The organism is Nocardiopsis sp. NPDC006938, from assembly GCF_042869555.1.
Lineage (GTDB): Bacteria > Actinomycetota > Actinomycetes > Streptosporangiales > Streptosporangiaceae > Nocardiopsis.
On the sequence record NZ_JBIAGA010000003.1, the window covers coordinates 143,779 to 162,266 of the forward strand.

At 73.3% G+C, this 18,488-nt stretch carries 11 protein-coding genes; 10 read left to right on the plus strand and 1 reads right to left on the minus strand.

Features of this window, described 5'->3' with window-relative positions; all coding sequences use genetic code 11:
• Positions 1–111: 111 nt before the first annotated feature.
• The 3 genes from ACFYL4_RS06085 (at position 112) to ACFYL4_RS06095 (ending at position 2,937) form a co-directional block, all read left to right on the plus strand.
• Complete coding sequence (locus tag ACFYL4_RS06085; RefSeq protein ID WP_387516816.1) at positions 112–744, plus strand: YigZ family protein; 633 nt, start codon at positions 112–114, stop codon at positions 742–744.
• Between the two features lie 118 nt (positions 745–862).
• Complete coding sequence (locus ACFYL4_RS06090) at positions 863–2,368, plus strand: PQQ-binding-like beta-propeller repeat protein (protein ID WP_387516818.1); 1,506 nt, start codon at positions 863–865, stop codon at positions 2,366–2,368.
• A 5-nt stretch (positions 2,369–2,373) separates the two neighbouring features.
• Positions 2,374–2,937: a hypothetical protein gene (locus tag ACFYL4_RS06095; RefSeq protein WP_387516820.1), complete on the plus strand. Its 564-nt coding sequence runs from the start codon at positions 2,374–2,376 to the stop codon at positions 2,935–2,937.
• Positions 2,938–3,051: 114 nt separating this feature from the next.
• Here the strand turns inward: ACFYL4_RS06095 and ACFYL4_RS06100 are convergent, their stop codons facing one another.
• Positions 3,052–4,530, minus strand: coding sequence for a hypothetical protein (locus ACFYL4_RS06100; RefSeq protein ID WP_387516822.1), 1,479 nt, complete (start codon positions 4,528–4,530; stop codon positions 3,052–3,054).
• A gap of 244 nt (positions 4,531–4,774) precedes the next feature.
• Here ACFYL4_RS06100 and ACFYL4_RS06105 point away from each other — a divergent pair, with 244 nt between their 5' ends.
• From ACFYL4_RS06105 to ACFYL4_RS06135, 7 genes are all read left to right on the plus strand, one after another.
• On the plus strand, positions 4,775–9,973 hold the full coding sequence (locus ACFYL4_RS06105; protein WP_387516824.1) for a hypothetical protein: 5,199 nt from the start codon (positions 4,775–4,777) through the stop codon (positions 9,971–9,973).
• 46 nt (positions 9,974–10,019) lie between these two features.
• Positions 10,020–10,322: a hypothetical protein gene (locus ACFYL4_RS06110; protein WP_387516825.1), complete on the plus strand. Its 303-nt coding sequence runs from the start codon at positions 10,020–10,022 to the stop codon at positions 10,320–10,322.
• Between the two features lie 107 nt (positions 10,323–10,429).
• A complete protein-coding gene (locus ACFYL4_RS06115; protein ID WP_387516827.1) occupies positions 10,430–11,083 on the plus strand; it encodes a hypothetical protein in 654 nt (217 codons plus the stop codon).
• A 139-nt stretch (positions 11,084–11,222) separates the two neighbouring features.
• Positions 11,223–11,519 (plus strand): WXG100 family type VII secretion target, encoded by a 297-nt coding sequence (locus ACFYL4_RS06120; protein WP_387516829.1) that lies wholly within the window; start codon positions 11,223–11,225, stop codon positions 11,517–11,519.
• Between the two features lie 215 nt (positions 11,520–11,734).
• Complete coding sequence (locus ACFYL4_RS06125; protein WP_387516831.1) at positions 11,735–16,138, plus strand: FtsK/SpoIIIE domain-containing protein; 4,404 nt, start codon at positions 11,735–11,737, stop codon at positions 16,136–16,138.
• 164 nt (positions 16,139–16,302) lie between these two features.
• Complete coding sequence (locus ACFYL4_RS06130) at positions 16,303–17,943, plus strand: serine/threonine-protein kinase (protein ID WP_387516833.1); 1,641 nt, start codon at positions 16,303–16,305, stop codon at positions 17,941–17,943.
• A gap of 11 nt (positions 17,944–17,954) precedes the next feature.
• Complete coding sequence (locus ACFYL4_RS06135; protein ID WP_357756488.1) at positions 17,955–18,356, plus strand: spore-associated protein A; 402 nt, start codon at positions 17,955–17,957, stop codon at positions 18,354–18,356.
• Positions 18,357–18,488: the final 132 nt, after the last annotated feature.

The window sequence follows — 18,488 nt, forward strand, 5'->3', positions numbered from 1 at the left end:
TCGCGGGCCCTCCGGTGAGGGGACCGTACCAGCAGCCCGGGCCGGAGGGGTCCGGGCCCTCGGAGATGGCAGACTGGTGCGTCCCACCACGAACCCTTCTGAACAGGCGACATGAGAACGATCAAGCGCGGCGGTGAACACGAGATCGAGATCAGGAAGTCCCGGTTCGTCTGTGCCCTGGCCAGGGTGGACAGTGAGGACGCCGCCCGCGCGTTCATCGCCGACCGTCGCAAGGAGCACTGGAACGCCAACCACAACTGCACCGCCTACGTGCTGGGTGACGACGGCGGCGTCCAGCGCTCGAGCGACGACGGCGAGCCCGCGGGGACGGCCGGTGTGCCCATGCTCGAGGTGCTCCGCCACAGGCGGATCACCGACACGGTCGCGGTGGTCACCCGCTACTTCGGCGGGACCAAACTGGGCGCGGGCGGCCTGATCCGCGCCTACGGCAACGCGGTCTCCGCCGCCGTCGAGGAACTCGGGCTCCTGGAACGGCGCCAGCTCCTGGTGGTGGACGTCTTCGCCGACTACGTTCTGGGCGGACGGCTGGAGAACGACCTGCGCGACTCCGCGCTGACGGTCAGGGAGGTCGCCTACGAGGACCGGGTCCGGATCGAGGTGGCCGTGCCGGAGGCCGAGCTGCCCGACTTCGGGGTCCGGCTGGCGGAGCTCACCGGCGGCAGGGCGGAGTTCGAGGTGAGGGGTGTCACCACCATCGAGGTCGAGCCCGGGACCGGGCCCTGAGCCCGGGAACGGCGCGCTCACAGGCCCGTAACGAGTGATCGACACCGTGTATCCACCTGGCCGCTCCCCGGCTTAGGATTTGCCGTAAACGTCATCGTTTCGTGGGGAGATACCGTCAATGCGCAGCTCACGGGTGCTTCAGGCGCTGACCTGTGGCCTTGCGGCGCTGCTGGTCGCGGGGTGCACCGGTGATCCGGAGCCGCCCGCCCCCGCCCCCTCCCCGGAGGAGGAGCCCCCTCCGCTCCCCACGGAGTTCGAGGGTGAGGCGCCTCCCGGCATCGAGGGCGAGGTCCTGCGTCACCTGCACGGAGACGACGCGGACGGACACGACATCCTCGACGACCCCCTGGGCGTGCGGATCAGCCCCGTCGAGGGCGCCTTCCTGATCAGCTCCGGCGGTGAGGACCGTCACCTCCTCCAGGACGCGGCCACCGGAGACACCCTGTGGGAGGGCGAGGCACGCTTCCGGGGGTTCGACACCGACGGGCGGGGCGGGGCCGTCCTGCTCATGAGCTACCCCGAGGGCGGCCCCTTCGTCCTCGGTGCCGACGGCGAGCCGCTCTGGGAACCGGACGCGGACGGCGACGCCTACCTCGACGGCGTCGCGGTGCGCCGCCCGGCCGACTGGAGCGCGGAGGAGCCGCACGGCGACTTCACGGTGCTGGACACCGACGGCGACGAGCTGTGGTCCTACACCTTCGAGCCGGAGGAGTCCGGGGAGGAAGGCGCCGAGGAGGCCGACCCGGACGACGCGGACGACCCCGACGGGTCCGACGAGGACCCGGAGGAGGGGACCGGCACCGACGATCCCGAACGCCTGGGCGTCCCGGTGGCGGCCTGGGACGACACCGTTCTGCTCGACTCCGGCGACTCCGTCCTGCGCGCCCACTCGCTCGACCCCGACGACCCGGGCGCCCCGCTGTGGTCGGTCTCCGCCGCCGACGAGGAGCTGGACCTGCCCGCGACCGCACCGGTCCCGGTTCCGCAGATCCTCGGCGTCTACCCGGTCCCCTCCTCCGAAGACGACGCCGAGGAGGGGGACGGCGAGGGCGACGTCACCACCACGATGCTGCTGCGCTGGGCCCAACCCGAAGCGCCCTCCGTGCTCTCCGCGCACGACACCGAGGACGGCACGCCGCTGTGGTCCCTGGTGGAGGCCGGAACCAACCCGGTCTCCCGGCACTTCGACGAGGCCGGGACCCCGGGCCTGCTCTACGACTCCGAGACCGGGACCCTGCTGTTGTCGCAGGCCAGCGGCGAGGCCACCATGGTCGCCGTCGACCTGGCCGGGGGCGAGGTGCGCTGGGGCCTGGAGGAGGACGCCGGTTCGATCTCCCCCGCCTTCGCCCACGGCGGGCTGGTGTACGGCGACTCGCGCTCCAACGAGGACGGCGACCTCCAGCTGGTGCTGGACGCCGAGACCATGGACGTGGTGGAGGACGAGCTCTCCGCCTACGTGGAGGCCGTGACCGCCACCGGGCACGCCATCCTCGTCCAGGACCGACAGCGCTTCGTCTTCGGCCCCGCACCCGAGGACTCCGAGGAGGACGGCGCGGACGGCGACGGGGACGGTGCGGAGGCGGACGGTAGCGCGTCCCCGAGCCCCTCCGACGACACCGACTGAGCACCGTGCGCGACCGGACCACAGCGGCCCCGGGCTACGAGCGGAGCGCCCTCACCCACCCGGTGCGACGGATCGCGGGCCTGGCGACCGGCGCGGGGATCGCCGTGGTCGGCACGGGCGTCCTGATCGTCGACGAGGGGCCGTTCTGGTGGCCGTTCCTCGCGGTGCTGTTCCTGGCCGCCGCGATCGGCGGAACCCTCGTGTACTCCGCCAGCGTCCACACACGGGTCGCGAACGGGGTCCTGGAGATCCACGCCGGGCGGCGCGGCGCCCGCGTTCCGGTCGCCTCGATCGGCTACGTCGGCCGCGCCCGCATCGGGACCCGCCCCGCGTGGCGCTGGGGGCGGACCCACCTGGCCAACGCCCGCGCGGGCGAGGGCGTGGAGATCGTCGGTCGCGACGGCCGGTACGTCACCGCGCGCACCGACACCCCCGACGAACTCGTCCGGGCACTGCTCGCGGAGGGTCTGGACCCCGCGGCCCTGCGCGTCCCCTTCCCTTCGGCGCTGGTCGGGGACGGCCGCGCCCAAGGGGTCCGACGCGAGGACCGCACCGGAGACCACGGCTGACGCGCGCTCGCCGACCGGCGCGTTCCGGGCGCCGGGGGCCTGCTCGCCTACGACGTCGCGGGTACCGGCGGGGCCTGCTCGCCTACGACGTCCCGCGCACCGGCCGCGCACCGCTCACCGGCGGCGCTCGGGCAGCCGCAGGATCACGTCGAGGCCGAGCGCCCCGGTGTCGAGGGTGCCGTCCTCGTGCGCCCGCCACTGCCAGCGCGCGTGCACCGACTCCCCGGTGCCCACTACGAGGGTGCTCGCGGGGATGGCGCCGAGCACGTGCTCGTCGGCGGTTCCCAGGGGACGCGGCACGACCACCACGAGCGGGTGCTCCCTGCTGGGCTCCAGCCCGTGGACGGGGTCCGGCGCGGAGAGGTCGGGCGGGGCCGAGGGCACCAACGAGTGCAGGGGCTGGCCCTCCTTCAGGACCCGGATCGACAGCCCCCGGGCGTGCAGCGCGTCGGCGATCACCCGCACCGCGTCGGCGGCGACCGCGCGGTCGCCGCCCACGGCGAGCAGGCCGCGCGTACGGGTGAGGTCGACGTGCACCAGAGTCTCGCCGTCCTCCAGCGTCCCCAGGCAGGCCAGGACCCCGTGGGCCACCGGGCGGACCATCGTGTGGGTGGACGCGGCGAAGTTGTGCGGACCGGAGGACGCCGAACCGCGCGAGTAGCGCCACGTGGTGGTGTCGACGACCCGCCACGAGGTCGCGGGCGGGGTCGCCCCCACCGGGACGATCGCGGTCGTCTCCACCCGGGTGGTCAGGATCGCCACCGGCCGGGCGGGGACGTCGGCGGGCGCACTCAGCAGGTCGGAGTGGGCGCCTCCGGCCCGGTGCACCGCGTCCGGGTCCGCCGTGACGCGTTCGGTCGCGGCCCGGCGGCGGCGCGTGGCCGCGGCGATCCGGGCGGACCGGGGCTTACGGGGCCTGCGCCAGGGGAGCGCGGCGATCCGCCGGAACGGCCAGGCGATGGCGCGGCCGATCGGCTGCCAGAACAGGGTGAGCAGCGTCAGCAGGACCAGGGCGGCCGCACCCGCAGCGAGCAGGCGGGGGTCGATCTTGGGCTTGTCGTCCTGGGGGGTGACGTCGACGACCTCGCCCTGCTCGGCCGACTCCTCCGCCTCGGGAGGCGGCGTGTACGCGGGCGGTGCGGGGTGCGGGCTCGGCGGGGCGATCCCCTGGGCGTTGGCCTGGTCGACCGCGACCACGCACAGGGGATCGCGGCCCTCGTAGACGCCCTCCCCGCCCGAGTCGAAGGGGACCACCAGCCGCCAGCCCGCCTGGAGTGCGCGGTCCTCGCCCAGGGCCGTCCCGTCCGCCTGGGAGCGCCCCGCGTTGAGTTCGTGGATCTCGTCGGCGCGCTCGGGGTCGCCGAGGATGAGGTCGGCGACCGCGCCGAGCCCGGGAGAACCCTCGGGCACCACGTAGTAGTAGACCTCCGGGCACATGTCGTAGGTGCCCGCCGTGTCGGCGTGGGCCGGGGACACCGTCGGCGCGGAGAGCAGGGCCGCCACCAGGGAGGCGCCGACCGCCGCGCCGGTGCGGGCCGCCCGCGTCGCGGTCGACCGCGCGTCGAGGGGTCGTGCCGCCGCTGTCAGGGTCACTCGCTCTCCCGTGAATGTACTCGCTGGGGTCCCTGGAGGGGGATGCGCGAGGACTCCTGCCGGTTCGCGGGAACCCCGGGGCTTTCCCAGGCATCTGTTCACTCAGGGGGATGGGAGTCTATGATGTCGGACTCGCGTGGCGCCAACGCCCCAGAGCCCTGCGAACCCCTCACTGGCCGTGCCTCCCGACGGCCGGACAACGCGATGGTCCCCAGCCGGACCTGGAAGGCGAGTGCTTCGGGACGTGGCGAAACAACCTCGTGAGTTCCTTGAATGGAAGCTGCTCGACTGCCGCGAAGACCCCGTTCCGTGGCTGCCGAGTGACGTACGGTCGCTGAAGCGGTTCTACGAGAGGCTGTCGGACGCCGCCAAGCAGGCCGCTGAGGACATGCGTCGCCTCGAAGGCGACGAACTCGGCCAGGGCGATGCCGTTTCCGCCCTACAGGACCTCGTCAAGGAACTGCCCAGGCACCTGGACAAGGCCCAGGACGCGTACGAGAAGGGGTACAGGGCCCTCGACAAGTGGGCGGTCGCCCTCGGCGCCGCCCGGATGGACAGCGCGTCGATCGTCCACCGGGCCGTCACCGCCCACTCCGCGTTGGAGGACCCCGACGCCTGGACGAAGAAGCTCGACGGTGAGGACCCCGTCCGGAAAGAGTTCGTCGACCAGCTCAAACGTGTCCTGGACGACATGGACGACGCGGCCCGCGACTGCGCCGACGCCTTGGAGGAGGCCAAACAGGGCAGCCCGCGCAAACTGTGGGGCTGGTTGGACAAGATCGTCACGTGGGTCGAGGACAACCCGCTGCTGTACGCGGTGGCCATGGTCGTCGCGGGTCTGGCGGCGATCTTCATCCCCGGTCTGGGTATCGCTCTGGCCCTGACCGTGCTCGCGATCAGCACCGCCACCCTGCACAAGGAGGGCAAGCTCGGCTTCAACCGGGAGTCCCTGTTCACCCTGGGCATGGACGCGCTCTCCCTGGTCCCGGGAGGCGCTCTGCTGCGCGGAGGCCGCGCGGTCGGCAAGGCGGCGGGCCAGGCGGCCACCCGGGTGACCGGACAGCGTGTGGCGGGCGGCGTGAGCCGAGCGGCCTCGTCCGTGCGCAGCGGCGCGAGCCGGGCCGTGCCGTCCGTGCTGCGCAACACCACGGGCGGCAAGATCGCGACCACCGTGGTCAAGGACAGCGCGGCCAGCATGGCCTCGTCGATCACCGTGCAGGTCGCGGGCGAGGGCAAGAGTTTCAACGACATCAGCCTGACGAACGAGGCGCTGACCGCCTTCGGGACCAGCGCGGCGGGTTCGACCGTCGGGGTGCTCAAGAACGAGGGGGCGCTGCCCGACCTCTTCGGCGGCGGTTCGGGCAGCGGCGGTACGAGCGGAGGCGGATCGGACCCGGCCACGGGTAACGGAGGGTCGGACCCGGCCGGAACCCAGGGCTCCTCCGGAGGCGGTGACACCGGCGAGGGCGGCCCCACCACCGGCGGGGGCGGTACCGGGGAGGCGCCGCCGAGTGCCGGGTCCGCCACCCCCGAGTCCGGACCCGCGCCCATGGGTGGCTTGGGGGACTCGGTGCCCCAGCAGGGCGGCCCGGGTGACTCGGCCCCGCAGACGGGTGCCGCGCAGGCTGATACCGGTGGTGCTGGCGGTTCCGCGGGTTCCGGTGGCGCGGCTCCCGAGTCGGCTGGCGCTCCGACGAACGCGGGCGGTTCCTCGGCGGACTCCGGTGTCGGCGGTGGCGCGGGATCGCCGGAGACGGCGGGTGCCCGTTCCGACGCGGGCGGTTCGTCGCCCGAACCGGCTGGTGCTCCCGCGAACACCGGTGGTCAGGGTGACGCGGCGCCGCAGACCGGGGCGGCCCACACGGACACCGGTAGCCCGGATGCGTCGCGCGAGACGGCCGACGCTCCCGCGAACACCGGCGGTCCGGCCGACTCCTCGGCCCCGTCGGGTGCCGACCAGTCGGACTCTGGTTCCGGTGGTTCGTCGTCCGAGGCGGCTGCCACACGCGAGGACTCCGGTACCGCAGAACCGTCGTCCGCTACCGCCGGTGCCCGTCCGGACTCCGACGGGTCCGCCCCCGAGGCCCCGACCGACACGGGCGGCTCCCAGCCCGACCGCGCCGAGGGTCCGGGTACGAACGACGCCGAAGGCGGTCAGGGCGGCCGGGGCGACGGAACGCAGCCCCCAGAGGAGTTCGCTCCGGTCACCCGGACCGGCGGCGCGAACACTCCCCAGCCGTCCGGTACCCCTCGGGCGCGGGTCGGAGAGCCGGGCGACGTGGAGACCGCCCCCGCGAACCGCGACCCCCAGCCCGACACCGCCGCACGCTCCGGGGAACGCTCTGACGGGGACTCCACACCGCCCCCGAACCCCGGCGACCCGAACCCGTCGCCCCGGGCCGACCTGGGCCTGGACGGGCCCGCGACGCGGGCTCCTGAGCAGGCCGGGGAGTCCGTCCCCCATCGATCCGGCGAGGAGGGCCGGGCCCCCGAGACCGGGCGCGGCGACGGCTCCGCCCCGCAGTCCCCTGACGGCGCGAAGGTCACCCACACGCGCACCACGGGACGGGGCGAGTTCACCACCACGCGCGGCACCGACGGGGAGCAGAACGTGGCCTACCGCCACCCGGCCACCCGCGAGGGCGATCCCGACTTCACCATGAACGTGACCCGTGACGGTGTCGACGTCAACGGCACCGGCGTGCGGAGCACCGGACGCGGGTTCGACATGTCCTCGGCGGACGGATCGTCGGTCCGAGCCCGAAGGGACGGCGCGGACCATCCGGGGGACCTGGAGGTGACCGGTCCCGGCGGCCGGGGACGCGCCTCCTACCGCGACGGCGAGCTGACGGTCTCCACCAGCGACGGCGATGTCTCCGTCTCCCAGGACCGGAACGGCAACCAGGTCCGGACCGCTGACGGCCTCACCGTCCGCCAGGACGGGGACGGCCTACGGGTCAGCCACACCGGCGACGGACCCGTCCGGCAGCGGTTCGACGGGGACGGTCTCGAAGTCAGCCGGCCCGCGGCCGACGGGGCGGGGGACACTCCACGTACCCAGGTCAGTGACCCCTCCACGGGGAGAGACGCCACGGTCGGTGTCGACGGCTACCGGGTCGAGGTCCCGGGTGGTTCCTCGCACAGCTTCGACCGCGCCGACGGGACGGTACGCGTCGAATCCGGGGATACCCGCGCGGAGGTGAGCCCCGACGCGGCCCACCTGTCCGACGTGGATCGAGGCGTGGACCTCGAACTACGGCGAGACGGCACCGGCAGGGTCAGGGGCGGGCCCTCCAGCGCGGAGATCCGCGCCGATGGCGGCATCGACCTCCAGGCGACGGTCTTCTCCAGCCGGAACGATGCCACTCTCAGGCAGGAGACCGATGCCCAGGGCCACTCCCGGCCGGTGGCCCGGACCGGCGATGTCTCCGTGGAACCCGGGCGGGTCAGCTTCGACCACGGTTCCCGGGTCGAGATCGTCGACCACCAAGGGACGAGTGCCATCCGCGTGGTCGACGGTGGCCGACAGCGGACCTACAACATGGACGGTACGCCCGTGAGGGGGGAGACCTATCCGAGTCTGCCCTGGGACCCGGCCACCGGGACGCCCTCCACGGTGATCAGCGGCCCGGACGGCCGAGCGCTCACCGGCGTGACGATCGAGCCGGGGCGCGGCGGTGACGGGACGGGGACGGCCCCGGTCCTGCGCGTCGACAACCCGTATGGCTGGTCGGTACGCGCCTCGGGAGACGGTGACGTGACGATGACGGCGCCGGGGGGACGGGACAACAGCCTGGAGGTGACGCACCGGGGTGACGGCTCGGTGGCCGTGACGACCAGGGACGGGAGTCACCGGGCCGACAACGGTGGCGGTCGGCTCAGCGTCTTCGGACCCGATGGGCTCCAGGGCGCCACAGACGGAGACCGGGTGCGGGTGTCCGACGGTCAGGCGTCCACGACGGTGCGCACGGACGAGCGCGCCGGGAACCCGGGCGAGAGGGTGGCCGAGACCAGGAGCGATAGGGAGGCCCGGCGCCCCTTCGCAGAGAGCTCTGCGGGCGAGACCTCCGTCTCCACGAGTGAGGGGACGAGAGTCACGGTCGGCGAGGGCGAGGTGCGCACGACGACGGGTCGGGGTCAGGAGCCCGGCTCCGTCCGCTCCGGCGACCGGACGGTCGAGGTCGGCTCCGACGGCCTGACGGCCCGGGGCACCGGCCGTGACGCCGATTCCTGGGAGGTGTCGACGGGCCCCGACCGGACGAGCGGTCACAACGGTGCGCAGAGCATCGAGGTGACGGCCAAACCCGGGAGGCCCGGGGTGCAGAACCCGGTCCACACCGGTAACGGCCGGTGGCCCCGGTTGCGCGATCCGCTGGTCTCGCCCGACCAGGTCCGGTTCGAGTCCGGCGGCAACGTCTCGGGCACCCGGTCGGCCTCCGGGCGGGCCGAGGTCACCGACGGGGCCAACGGAACCACGGTCAGGGACGCCCGGGGCGGGGTCCGCGTCGACTCCGGCGGCGGCCCCGAGCTGCGCGTCACCGAGGGCCACGTCCGTGTCACCGCGCCGGACGGGGTCCAGCACCGGGTGGACATCCCGGGCTCCTGGGCCGACGGCAGCCCCCTCCGCAACCGGGAGGGCGCGTCCACCGTTCCGCCGACCACCGGGGACGACGGCGCGCGGGCACCCCAGCGGGACGGCGACGCCCCCGCCCAGCGGGACGGCGACACCGACGCGCCTCAGCGGGACGGGGACACCGACGCGCCTCAGCGGGACGGCGACGACACCGCCTCCGGAAGAGGCGGCCGACGTGACTCCGGGGATGCGGAACGCCCGGACCCCGACCCGGTCACCACGCTCAGAGACACGCGCCGGGCCGCCCTCCAGCCGATCCCGTTCGAGTTCTTCAAGAACGTGCTCAACGTGGTCGCCGGGACGGGCTTCGATTTCGGCCGCCATTTCGTGGCCGAGTGGACGGGACAGGACTGGCTCTCCGAGGGCATCGCGTTCGGTCCCGACGGCCTGCCCAACCCCAGCTACGTGGTGCAGTCCTTCATGCAGCTCGGCACGGCGATCCCCAAGGCCGCCGCCGAGGGCAGGTACGGAGGCGCGGACGGCCTGCCCAACCTCCCGCTCGAACTGGGCCACCAGGCCATGCGCAACAACCTCCGGGACGAGTATCTGGACGAGTACCACGAGGACTTCCGCGAGGGGGAGAAGGTCGAGAAGCAGCTCGAAGTCCTCAACAAGCTGCTCACGAAGGAGAACCTCACCAAGTACGAGGACACCCGCCTCGACGACCACCCCGACCCGGACGCCGCCGCCGAACAGGAACGGGCGGACGAGTTCCTCGCAAGGGCCAAGGCCGAGAGGGAGCAGTTGGAAGTGGAGCTCGCCGAGCTCTACAACGTCAGCCTGGCTGACGTGCAGAAGATGCGGGAGTAGGGCTGGCTTCGCACGGCGGAGCGCGGGCCGCAGGAAGGAGAATCGGATGGCCAGGATCGTCTGCATCGACACCGAGACGCTCAGCCAGACGAAGGCGACGCTGGATCGCATCCAGAACGCCTTCACGGAGCCCGAGGAGGGCTCGTACCAGAGCCCGGAGGACCGGGCGGAGGACATCGGGCCCGGCTTCTTGGTGGACAAGGCCAGGGACTACGGCAAGGACTGCAAGCAGAACTACGAGCGCCAGTCCGAGGACCTGGGCGCGTTGGCACAGGCGATCGACCCGGTGATCGAGGCCTTCAAGGAGACGGACGAGGAGCTGTGCAACAGCCTGGAGTCCGAGGAGTAGGCGCCCACGGCCGGGAACACACCCGCCCGGCCCGAGCCCGGCCGTTCCACCACCGATCCGGGCCCACCGACCGGCCGCACGAGGACCGCACGAGGAGAAGAACCGCCATGGCCTACCTGTTCGAGGAGGACGTCCCCCAGCGGGACATCCTGTTCGACTACGCGCTTCCGGAGGGCTGGAAGCAGTACGACCTGTCCGGTGACTCGTTCGCCTCGATGCGCGCCAAGGTCCTGGAGGCCTACCGGAACCGACCGGAGGAGGCCGAGGCGCTCAACGAGCTGATCGCCGACATGGCGGCCGTGGCCGGCGAGGCGACCGGAGCCGGGCTGATCTCGGCCGCCGGGACCTTCGAGGAGTACGACGACGGCTTCTTCATGGCGACGGTCTGCGTGTTCGCGTTCCCCGCGGGCCGGGGGGAGTACGCCATCGACCCGCTGCGCCTGGTGGACTTCGTCTACCAGGACTCGGCCACCGCCCGTGAGGGCACCTGGTTGAACAAGACCGTGGTCGACCTGACCGAGTCGGGCCTGGGCAGGTGCGGCCGCATCTTCGGCGTCACGGACTACGACACGGAGGAGGCGATCCTGCGCACGGTGGCCATGCACACGGCCTTCGAATACCCGGGCCTGGACAAACGCATCCTGGTCAGCTGCACCAGCCCCAACTCCCACGAGGTGGACGAGGTCCTGGACCTCTTCGACGCGATCACCGCGTCGGCGCGGTTCTGGGAGCGCGACGCTCCCGTGGACGCGGGGACCTGAGGTCCCGCCCGCCGGTGTCCGGGGCGCACCGGCGCGTTCGCGGGTGACCGTCACCCGCGGGCGAACATCCGCGACAATGAGGACGAAGAGGGCTCCCGGTCCGGCCAGGCCGCCGGGAGACACACACGAGGAGAGACACATGCCCGCGTACAACGTCGACAGCGACAAGACCGAGGAGACCTCTGGCTCCCTCACCCAGGAGTTCAACGAGTTCACCGAGCGCCTCCAGTCCATCAAGAACAAGGTCGACGGCCTGATCTCGGACGGCTACAGCACCCCCGCCGCCGAGAAGCACTTCCGTCCGTTCTTCGAGGACTTCAACAGCGGTTTCGAGGACGTCAACAAGGGCCTCGAAGGTATCGCCAAGTACCTCAAGCAGGTCGGCAGCACCTTCGGTGAGACCGACGAGAAGCTCGGCGAGGGCCTCAAGGGCTGACGGCCCCCGGCCCGCCCCGGAACGCGCGCTCCGTACCGCCGCGCACCCCCTCGGGTGACCGCCCCGTTCCGCCCCGCCCCGAGCACCCGTGCCCGGGCCCCTCGCGCCCCACCTCCCGGTTCCGGTCCGGGCGCGGGGCGGACGCGCGGCCCCCGGCCGCCGCGTCGACCACCGAGCCCGCCGCTGACGGCAAAGACCTGGAAGCAGCCCCCACCGTGCGCCTTCTCTTCACCGCGACTCCCGCCACCGGCCCGTCCGTGGACGGGCCGGACGGCTCCGGACCCGTCGCCACCTCGCCCCTGCGTCTGGACATGCTCGTCGACGCCGACCCCGGCGCCACGGTGCGCCAGCTCACCGAGGTCGTGGACCCGGTGGTCCGCACCGTGCCGCGCGTGCGGGGCCAGGAGGTCCCGCTCTATGTCGGAGACCGGCGGATCGACCCGTCCGCGTCCCTGGCGGAGGCCGGAATCCTCGACGGGTCGGTCATCGGCGTGGGCGGTCCCGCCGAGGTCGGGGCGGAGCCGCCGGGCGTGGTGGAGATCCGTGTGGTCTCCGGCCCCGACGCGGGCCGGGTGGTCCGGCTCGACCCCGGCGACTACGTGGTCGGCGACCACGAGAGCGCGGTGCTCGTCACGAACGCGGACGGCCACTGGGCGCGCGTACGCGTGGCGCCGGACGGCACCGTCACCCTGCTGGCCACCAGCGGCGGGCAGGGCGCCCACCTGGAGCGCGACGAGGTCGCCCCGGACACCCCGTGGCCGCAGGGCGAGCAGCTCACCCTGGGCGGCACCCTCTTCGAGGCGTGGCCCCACCACCGGCCGGACGCCGCCGTCGTGCCCTCCGAGGACGGCACGGGCCTCGACTACAACCGCCCGCCCCGGCTGCACCCCGCGCCCACCAAGACCAAGTTCAAGCTGCCCAGCCCGCCCGAGCCGCCCGACAAGCCCATCGCCCAGCTGCTCATGATGATCCTGATGCCGATCACCATGGCGGTCGGCGGCGCGCTCATCATGAACCGTCCGCAGATGCTCCTCATCGGTCTGCTGGCCCCCGTCTCGGTGCTGTTCATGCAGCTCATGCAGCGCAAGACCACCAAGGCTCGCTACGACAGGGAACTCCGCGAGTTCGAGGAGAAGACCGAGCGGGTCACCAAGGACGCCCGTGACGCCCTCGTCGCCGCCCAGCGCCGCCTCCGCGACACCTGCCCGGACCCCGCCGCCGTCCTGCTGCTCTCCACCGGCCCCCGGTCGCGCCTGTGGGAGCGCCGCAAGATCGACGAGGACTTCACCCAGCTGCGCGTGGGCACCGGCAGCATCCCCTCCGAGGTGGTCCTCACGGACCCCACCAAGGACGACCACCGCAAGGAGGTCACCTGGGACATGCGCGACGTGCCGGTGAGCGTGTCGGTGAAGGACAACGGCGTGGTGGGCGTGGCCGGGAGCGGCGAGGGCGCCCACGCCCTGGAGCGGTGGCTGGTCGCCCAGCTCGTGGCCCTCCACAGCCCCGCCGAACTCCAGCTGTACCTGCTGTCCATGGAGGGCGACCACAGCCGGTGGCGGTGGACCCGCTACGTTCCGCACCTGCGCGGGGACCACCCCCAGCTCTCGCTGGGGCGCATCGGCATCGACTCCACCACCTGCGCGCGCCGCGTCTCCGAGCTGCTGATGATCCTGGAGGCGCGGGCGCAGGCCCCGCGCGGAGCCGCCGACGACGAGCCCGCGATCGTGGTGGTGCTCGACGGCGCCCGCCGCATCCGGTCGCTTCCCGGTGTCGTGCAGCTGCTGCGCGAGGGCCCCGAGGTGGGCATCTACGTCCTGTGCCTGGACGCCGAGGAGCGGCTGCTGCCCGAGGAGTGCAGCGCGGTCGTCAGCATCACCCCGCACGGGATGCGCCTGCGCCGGACCTCCTTCGACAACGTCGAGGACGTGCGGGCCGACGTCCCGTCCGCCGCCTGGGCGGACCGGCTCGGGCGGGCCCTGGCCCCGCTGCGCGACAGCAGTGTCGGCGAGTCCGGCGGCTCGCTCCCGCGCAGCGCCCGCCTGCTCGACGTGATCGGCCTGGAGCCGCCCAACGGCGACGCGATCGCCGCCCACTGGACCAGCGGCGGCCGGAGCACGGTCGCCACCCTCGGCGTCGGCCTGGACGGCCCCTTCGCCGTCGACATCCGCCGGGACGGCCCGCACGCGCTCATCGCGGGCACCACGGGTTCCGGCAAGTCCGAACTCCTCCAGACGCTGGTGGCGTCGCTGGCGGCGGTGAACCGCCCCGAGTCGATGTCGTTCGTGCTCGTCGACTACAAGGGCGGCAGCGCGTTCAAGGACTGCGTGGACCTGCCGCACACCGTCGGTATGGTCACCGACCTGGACACCCACCTGGTGGGGCGCGCCCTGGTCTCGCTCGGCGCCGAGCTGCACCGCCGCGAGCACATCCTGGCCAAGGCCGGGGCGAAGGACATCGAGGACTACCTCGAACTCCTGGACCGCGACCGGCGCATGCCGCAGATGCCCCGGCTGATGCTGGTCATCGACGAGTTCGCGTCCATGGCGCGCGAACTGCCGGACTTCGTGAAGGGCCTGGTCAACATCGCCCAGCGGGGCCGTTCCCTCGGCATCCACCTGGTGCTGGCCACGCAGCGGCCCGGCGGCGTGGTCACCAACGACATCCGCGCCAACACGAACCTGCGGATCGCGCTGCGGATGACCGACGAGACCGAGAGCCGCGACGTCATCGACGCGGCGGAGTCGGCGCACATCGGGATCGACACCCCCGGTCGCGCGTACGTCCGACTCGGTCACGCGTCCCTGCTGCCGTTCCAGTCGGGCCGGGTGGGCGGTCGGCGGGTCGTGGCGGTCGAGAACGCCTCCGCGCCCGTCGCCCACGCGGTCCGGTGGTCGGACCTGGCACTGCCCGCCCCGGTCGCGGCCAAGGAGAAGCAGCGGAGCGGTGACGTGGAGGCCACCGACCTCACAGCGCTGGTCACGGCCGTGCGGGAGGCCGCCGAGCTGGTCGGCGCGCGGCGCCAGCCCAGCCCCTGGCTGGACGCCCTGCCCACGTCGCTGACCCTCTCGGAGCTTCTGAGGGGGCGGCCTCCGCAGGCCGAGCCCGGTGTGGTGCGCCCGGTCCCGATCGGGCTGATCGACGTCCCGGCCCAACAGCGCCAGATGCCGTACACGTTCGACCTGGCCAGGAACGGCCACCTGCTCGTCATGGGGTCGGGGCGCACCGGCCGCTCCCAGACCCTGCGCACCCTCGCCGCCTCGCTGGCCCTGGGCCACCACCCGGACGACGTGCACCTGTACGGGCTGGACTGCGGCAACGGGGCGCTGCTGCCGATGGAGCGGCTGCCGCACTGCGGGGCGGTCGCCCAGCGCACCCAGGGCGACCGGGTCGTGCGTCTGCTGGGGCTGCTCGCGGAGGAGCTGGACCGCAGACAGAAACTGCTCGCGGCGCACGGCTGCGCCGACCTGGAGGAGCTGCGCGCCCTGCTGCCTGCGGGGGAGCGTCCGGCGCACGTCGTGCTCTTCGTCGACCGCCTGGACGCCTTCGAGCAGGCCTTCGGCGAGTACAACTACGGTGCCCTGGTCGAGGACGTCACCACCCTGATGCGGGACGGCGCCGGTGTGGGCGTGCACGTGGTCGCCACCGGCGACCGCCTGCTGACCCGCACGAAGTACTCCTCCACCACCGAGGACCTGCTGGTCCTGCGCTGCAACGACAGCGGCGACTACGGCTCGGCCGGACTCCAGGCCCGCTCCCTGCCGGAGGAGGTCCCGGACGGCCGGGCCTTCCGCGCGGGTGACGCCCTGGAGGTCCAGATCGCGCTGCTGACGAAGAACCCGCAGGGCGCCGCCCAGGGGCACGAGCTCACGCGCATCGCCGAGTTCGTCTCCCAGCGCCCCCGGCCCGGCGGCGGCCCCCTGCCGTTCCGCGTCGACGTCCTGCCGGACCAGCTGGGCTACGCGGACATGGCCCGGTACCGGACTGAGGCCCCCCGCCCGCTGCACGCCCTGATCGGTGTCGGTGGCAACGAGCTCACCGCCGTCACCGCCGACCTGTCGCGCGTCCCGACCTTCCTCGTGAGCGGGCCGCCCCAGTCCGGGCGGTCCAGCATGCTCACGACCATGGCCGCGTCGCTGTTGGAGGGCGGGACGGAGCTTTTGCTGGTCACCCCGCGCGGTTCGCGCCTGGCCGACCTGCGGGGCGAGCACGGGGTGCGGGCGGTCATCGACGCCGCCGAGCCGCGGCTGTCCCAGCTGCACGAGGCCCTCGGGCGCTTTGAGGCGGACACGGCGGTCGTGATGGTCGACGACGCGGAGCTGCTGCTCCAGAGCGACCTCGGCAAGGAGTTCACACGGATCGCGCGCGGCATGGTGGGCGCGGGGTGGGGCATCGTCGCGGCGGGCACCAACGAGGCGCTCCAGGGCGGGTTCAACGGCTGGCACGTCCACCTCAAGCGCAACCGGATCGGCGCGCTGTTGTCCCCGCAGAGTCAGGCCGACGGGGAGGTCCTGGGGTTGCGCCTGCCCAAGGGCGTCTCCAGCCCGAGGCTCACCCCGGGCACCGCCTACCTGCACCTGGGTGACGGCAGGACCCAGCAGGTGAGGGTGCCGATGCCGTGACCGAGGGGCCGGGGCGCCGATCGATACCTTGTGCGCGAGGTGAGAGGCGCTAGTATCCCTTTGATCCCCTTGTGACTCCCTCCGCCACCCCTGTTCTCGGTGGGCGCCCGGCACCGCAGCCAGTCACCCGTCCCACCCTTTACGCCGACCAGGATCTGTTCCCCGTGAACCCAACTCCGTCAGCCGTCTCCCTCCCCGTCACCGCCACCGACCTGACCTCCACCGACCCCGCGCGGATCGGCCCGTACCAGCCCCTCAAGCGCCTGGGGGCGGGCGGCATGGGCGTCGTGTACGCGGCCCGGTCCGGCGGGGGCGAGCTGGTCGCCGTCAAGCTCATCCACCCCGAGTACGCCGCCGACGACGAGTTCCGGGCGCGCTTCACCCGCGAGGTCGAACTGCTCCGCAGGGTCGGCGGCGCCTGCGCGGTGCCCCTGCTGGACGCCGACACCGGGGCCGAGCGGCCCTGGCTGGTCACGCCGCTCGTGCGCGGCCTGACGCTCAGCGCCTACATGCGCAAACACGGCGCCCTCGAAGAGGGACTGCTGGTCGGCCTGGCCGCGGGTGTGGCCGAGGCGCTCGCCCAGATCCACGAGGCGGGCATCGCGCACCGCGACCTCAAGCCCGCCAACATCGTGCTTTCGCCCGAGGGCCCCCGGGTCCTCGACTTCGGCGTGGCCCGGGCGGTCGACCAGACGGCCCTCACCCGGACCGGGTCCGTGATGGGCTCGCCCGGCTGGATCAGCCCCGACCACTACCAGGGCAAGCCCGCCAGCACCGCCGACGACATCTTCGCCTGGGGCGCCCTGGTGGCCTACGCGGCCACCGGGCGACCGCCCTTCGGCGGCGGGGACCCGGCCGCCATCGCCCACCGCGTGATCAGCGGCGAACCGGACACCGAGGGCTTCACCGGGCCACTGGCGGACCTGGCCCGGCGCGCGCTCCACAAGGAGGGCGCCCAGCGGCCCACGGCCCTGCAACTGGTCTCGGAGATGGTGTCCGTGACCCATCCGGGACGGTCCTTCGCCCCGGTGGCCTCCGCCGACGCCGCGGGCAGCGTGATGGGCGCACTGGTCGACGACAACTGGCACGGGGTGCGGACCGCCCCCGAACGAGAGTTCTCGGTGGCCGCCAACCGGGGCGGTCCCGGCGCGGGCCGGGTCCTGGCCGTGGTCGGAGCGGCCCTGGGCGCGCTCCTGCTCATCGCCGGGCTGGGCTTCGGCGGCGTGGCCCTGGCCAACAACTGGGACTCGCTGCCCGTCGCCTCCTGGTTCTCCGGAGACGCGGACGACGAGGCCGGTCAGGTGCCCGAGGAGGGCTCCGACACCGAACAGAGGCGCCCCGGACCGGTCGGCAAGGAACCCACCGAGGAGGCGTCGCCCTCGGACGAGCCCGACGAGGAGGAGGACGACGACGCCGAGGACGCGGACGAGGAGCAGGAGGAGGAGAGCGCTCCGACCACCGTGAGGGCCACGGTCGGCGCGGGGGTGAGCGCCTCCGGCTCCCGCCCCTCCGGCGACCACGTCGTGGCCTTCCGCCCCGACGGCGGGGACGGCCGGTACGCGGTGCTCGACGGCGCCACGGTGGTGTGCGCGTGGAGCTTCTGCCAGGGGCAGGGCGGCGGTGTGGCCGAGGGGGCCGCCGGATCGGTCTCCTCCAGCCCCGGCGCGCTGACCGGCTACGCCAACACCGGGAGCCGCACCGTCTCGGCGGAGGTCACCTACACCGAGGCTTCCGACGGCACCCTCACCATCACCCGACTCGTCGAGCACCACAGGACCAGCGGCAGCGGAACCCCGCCCTGGTAGGAGGAGCACACGTGCTGAACACCCTCACCCGCCGGATCTCCGGCGGACTCGCGATCGCCCTGGCCGCGGCCCTGGCCAGCGCCGCCCCCGCCGCCGCGGCCCCCTACAACGGGGAGTGCGGCAGCGGGTACGGCGTGGTGAACACGGCCTCCGTGCCCGGGGGCACCATCCACCTGGCCTACAACAATTCCAACGGGAAGAACTGCGTGATCGTGATGCGGTCCAACCCCGGGGCCGCGATGAGCATGGACGCGGCCCTCAAGCGCTCCGATTCCACCTCCTGGCAGACCGACCCCGGCAGCTTCACCACCTACGCGGGCCCGGTCTACCTGGAGGCCGCGGGCCAGTGCGTGGACTGGGGCGGTGCGATCGGCGGCGAGTGGGTCGTGCGCAACGGCACCAACTGCGGCTGACCGGCGGCGCCGACACGGGCGCCGCGCCCGGTGTGACCCAGGTCGCAACCGGGCGCTGGCGCCGCCCCCACGGCCCGCCCCCACGGTCGGGACGACGCCCGGGTCGGGCCGGTGGTACCCCCCGCTGTGCCG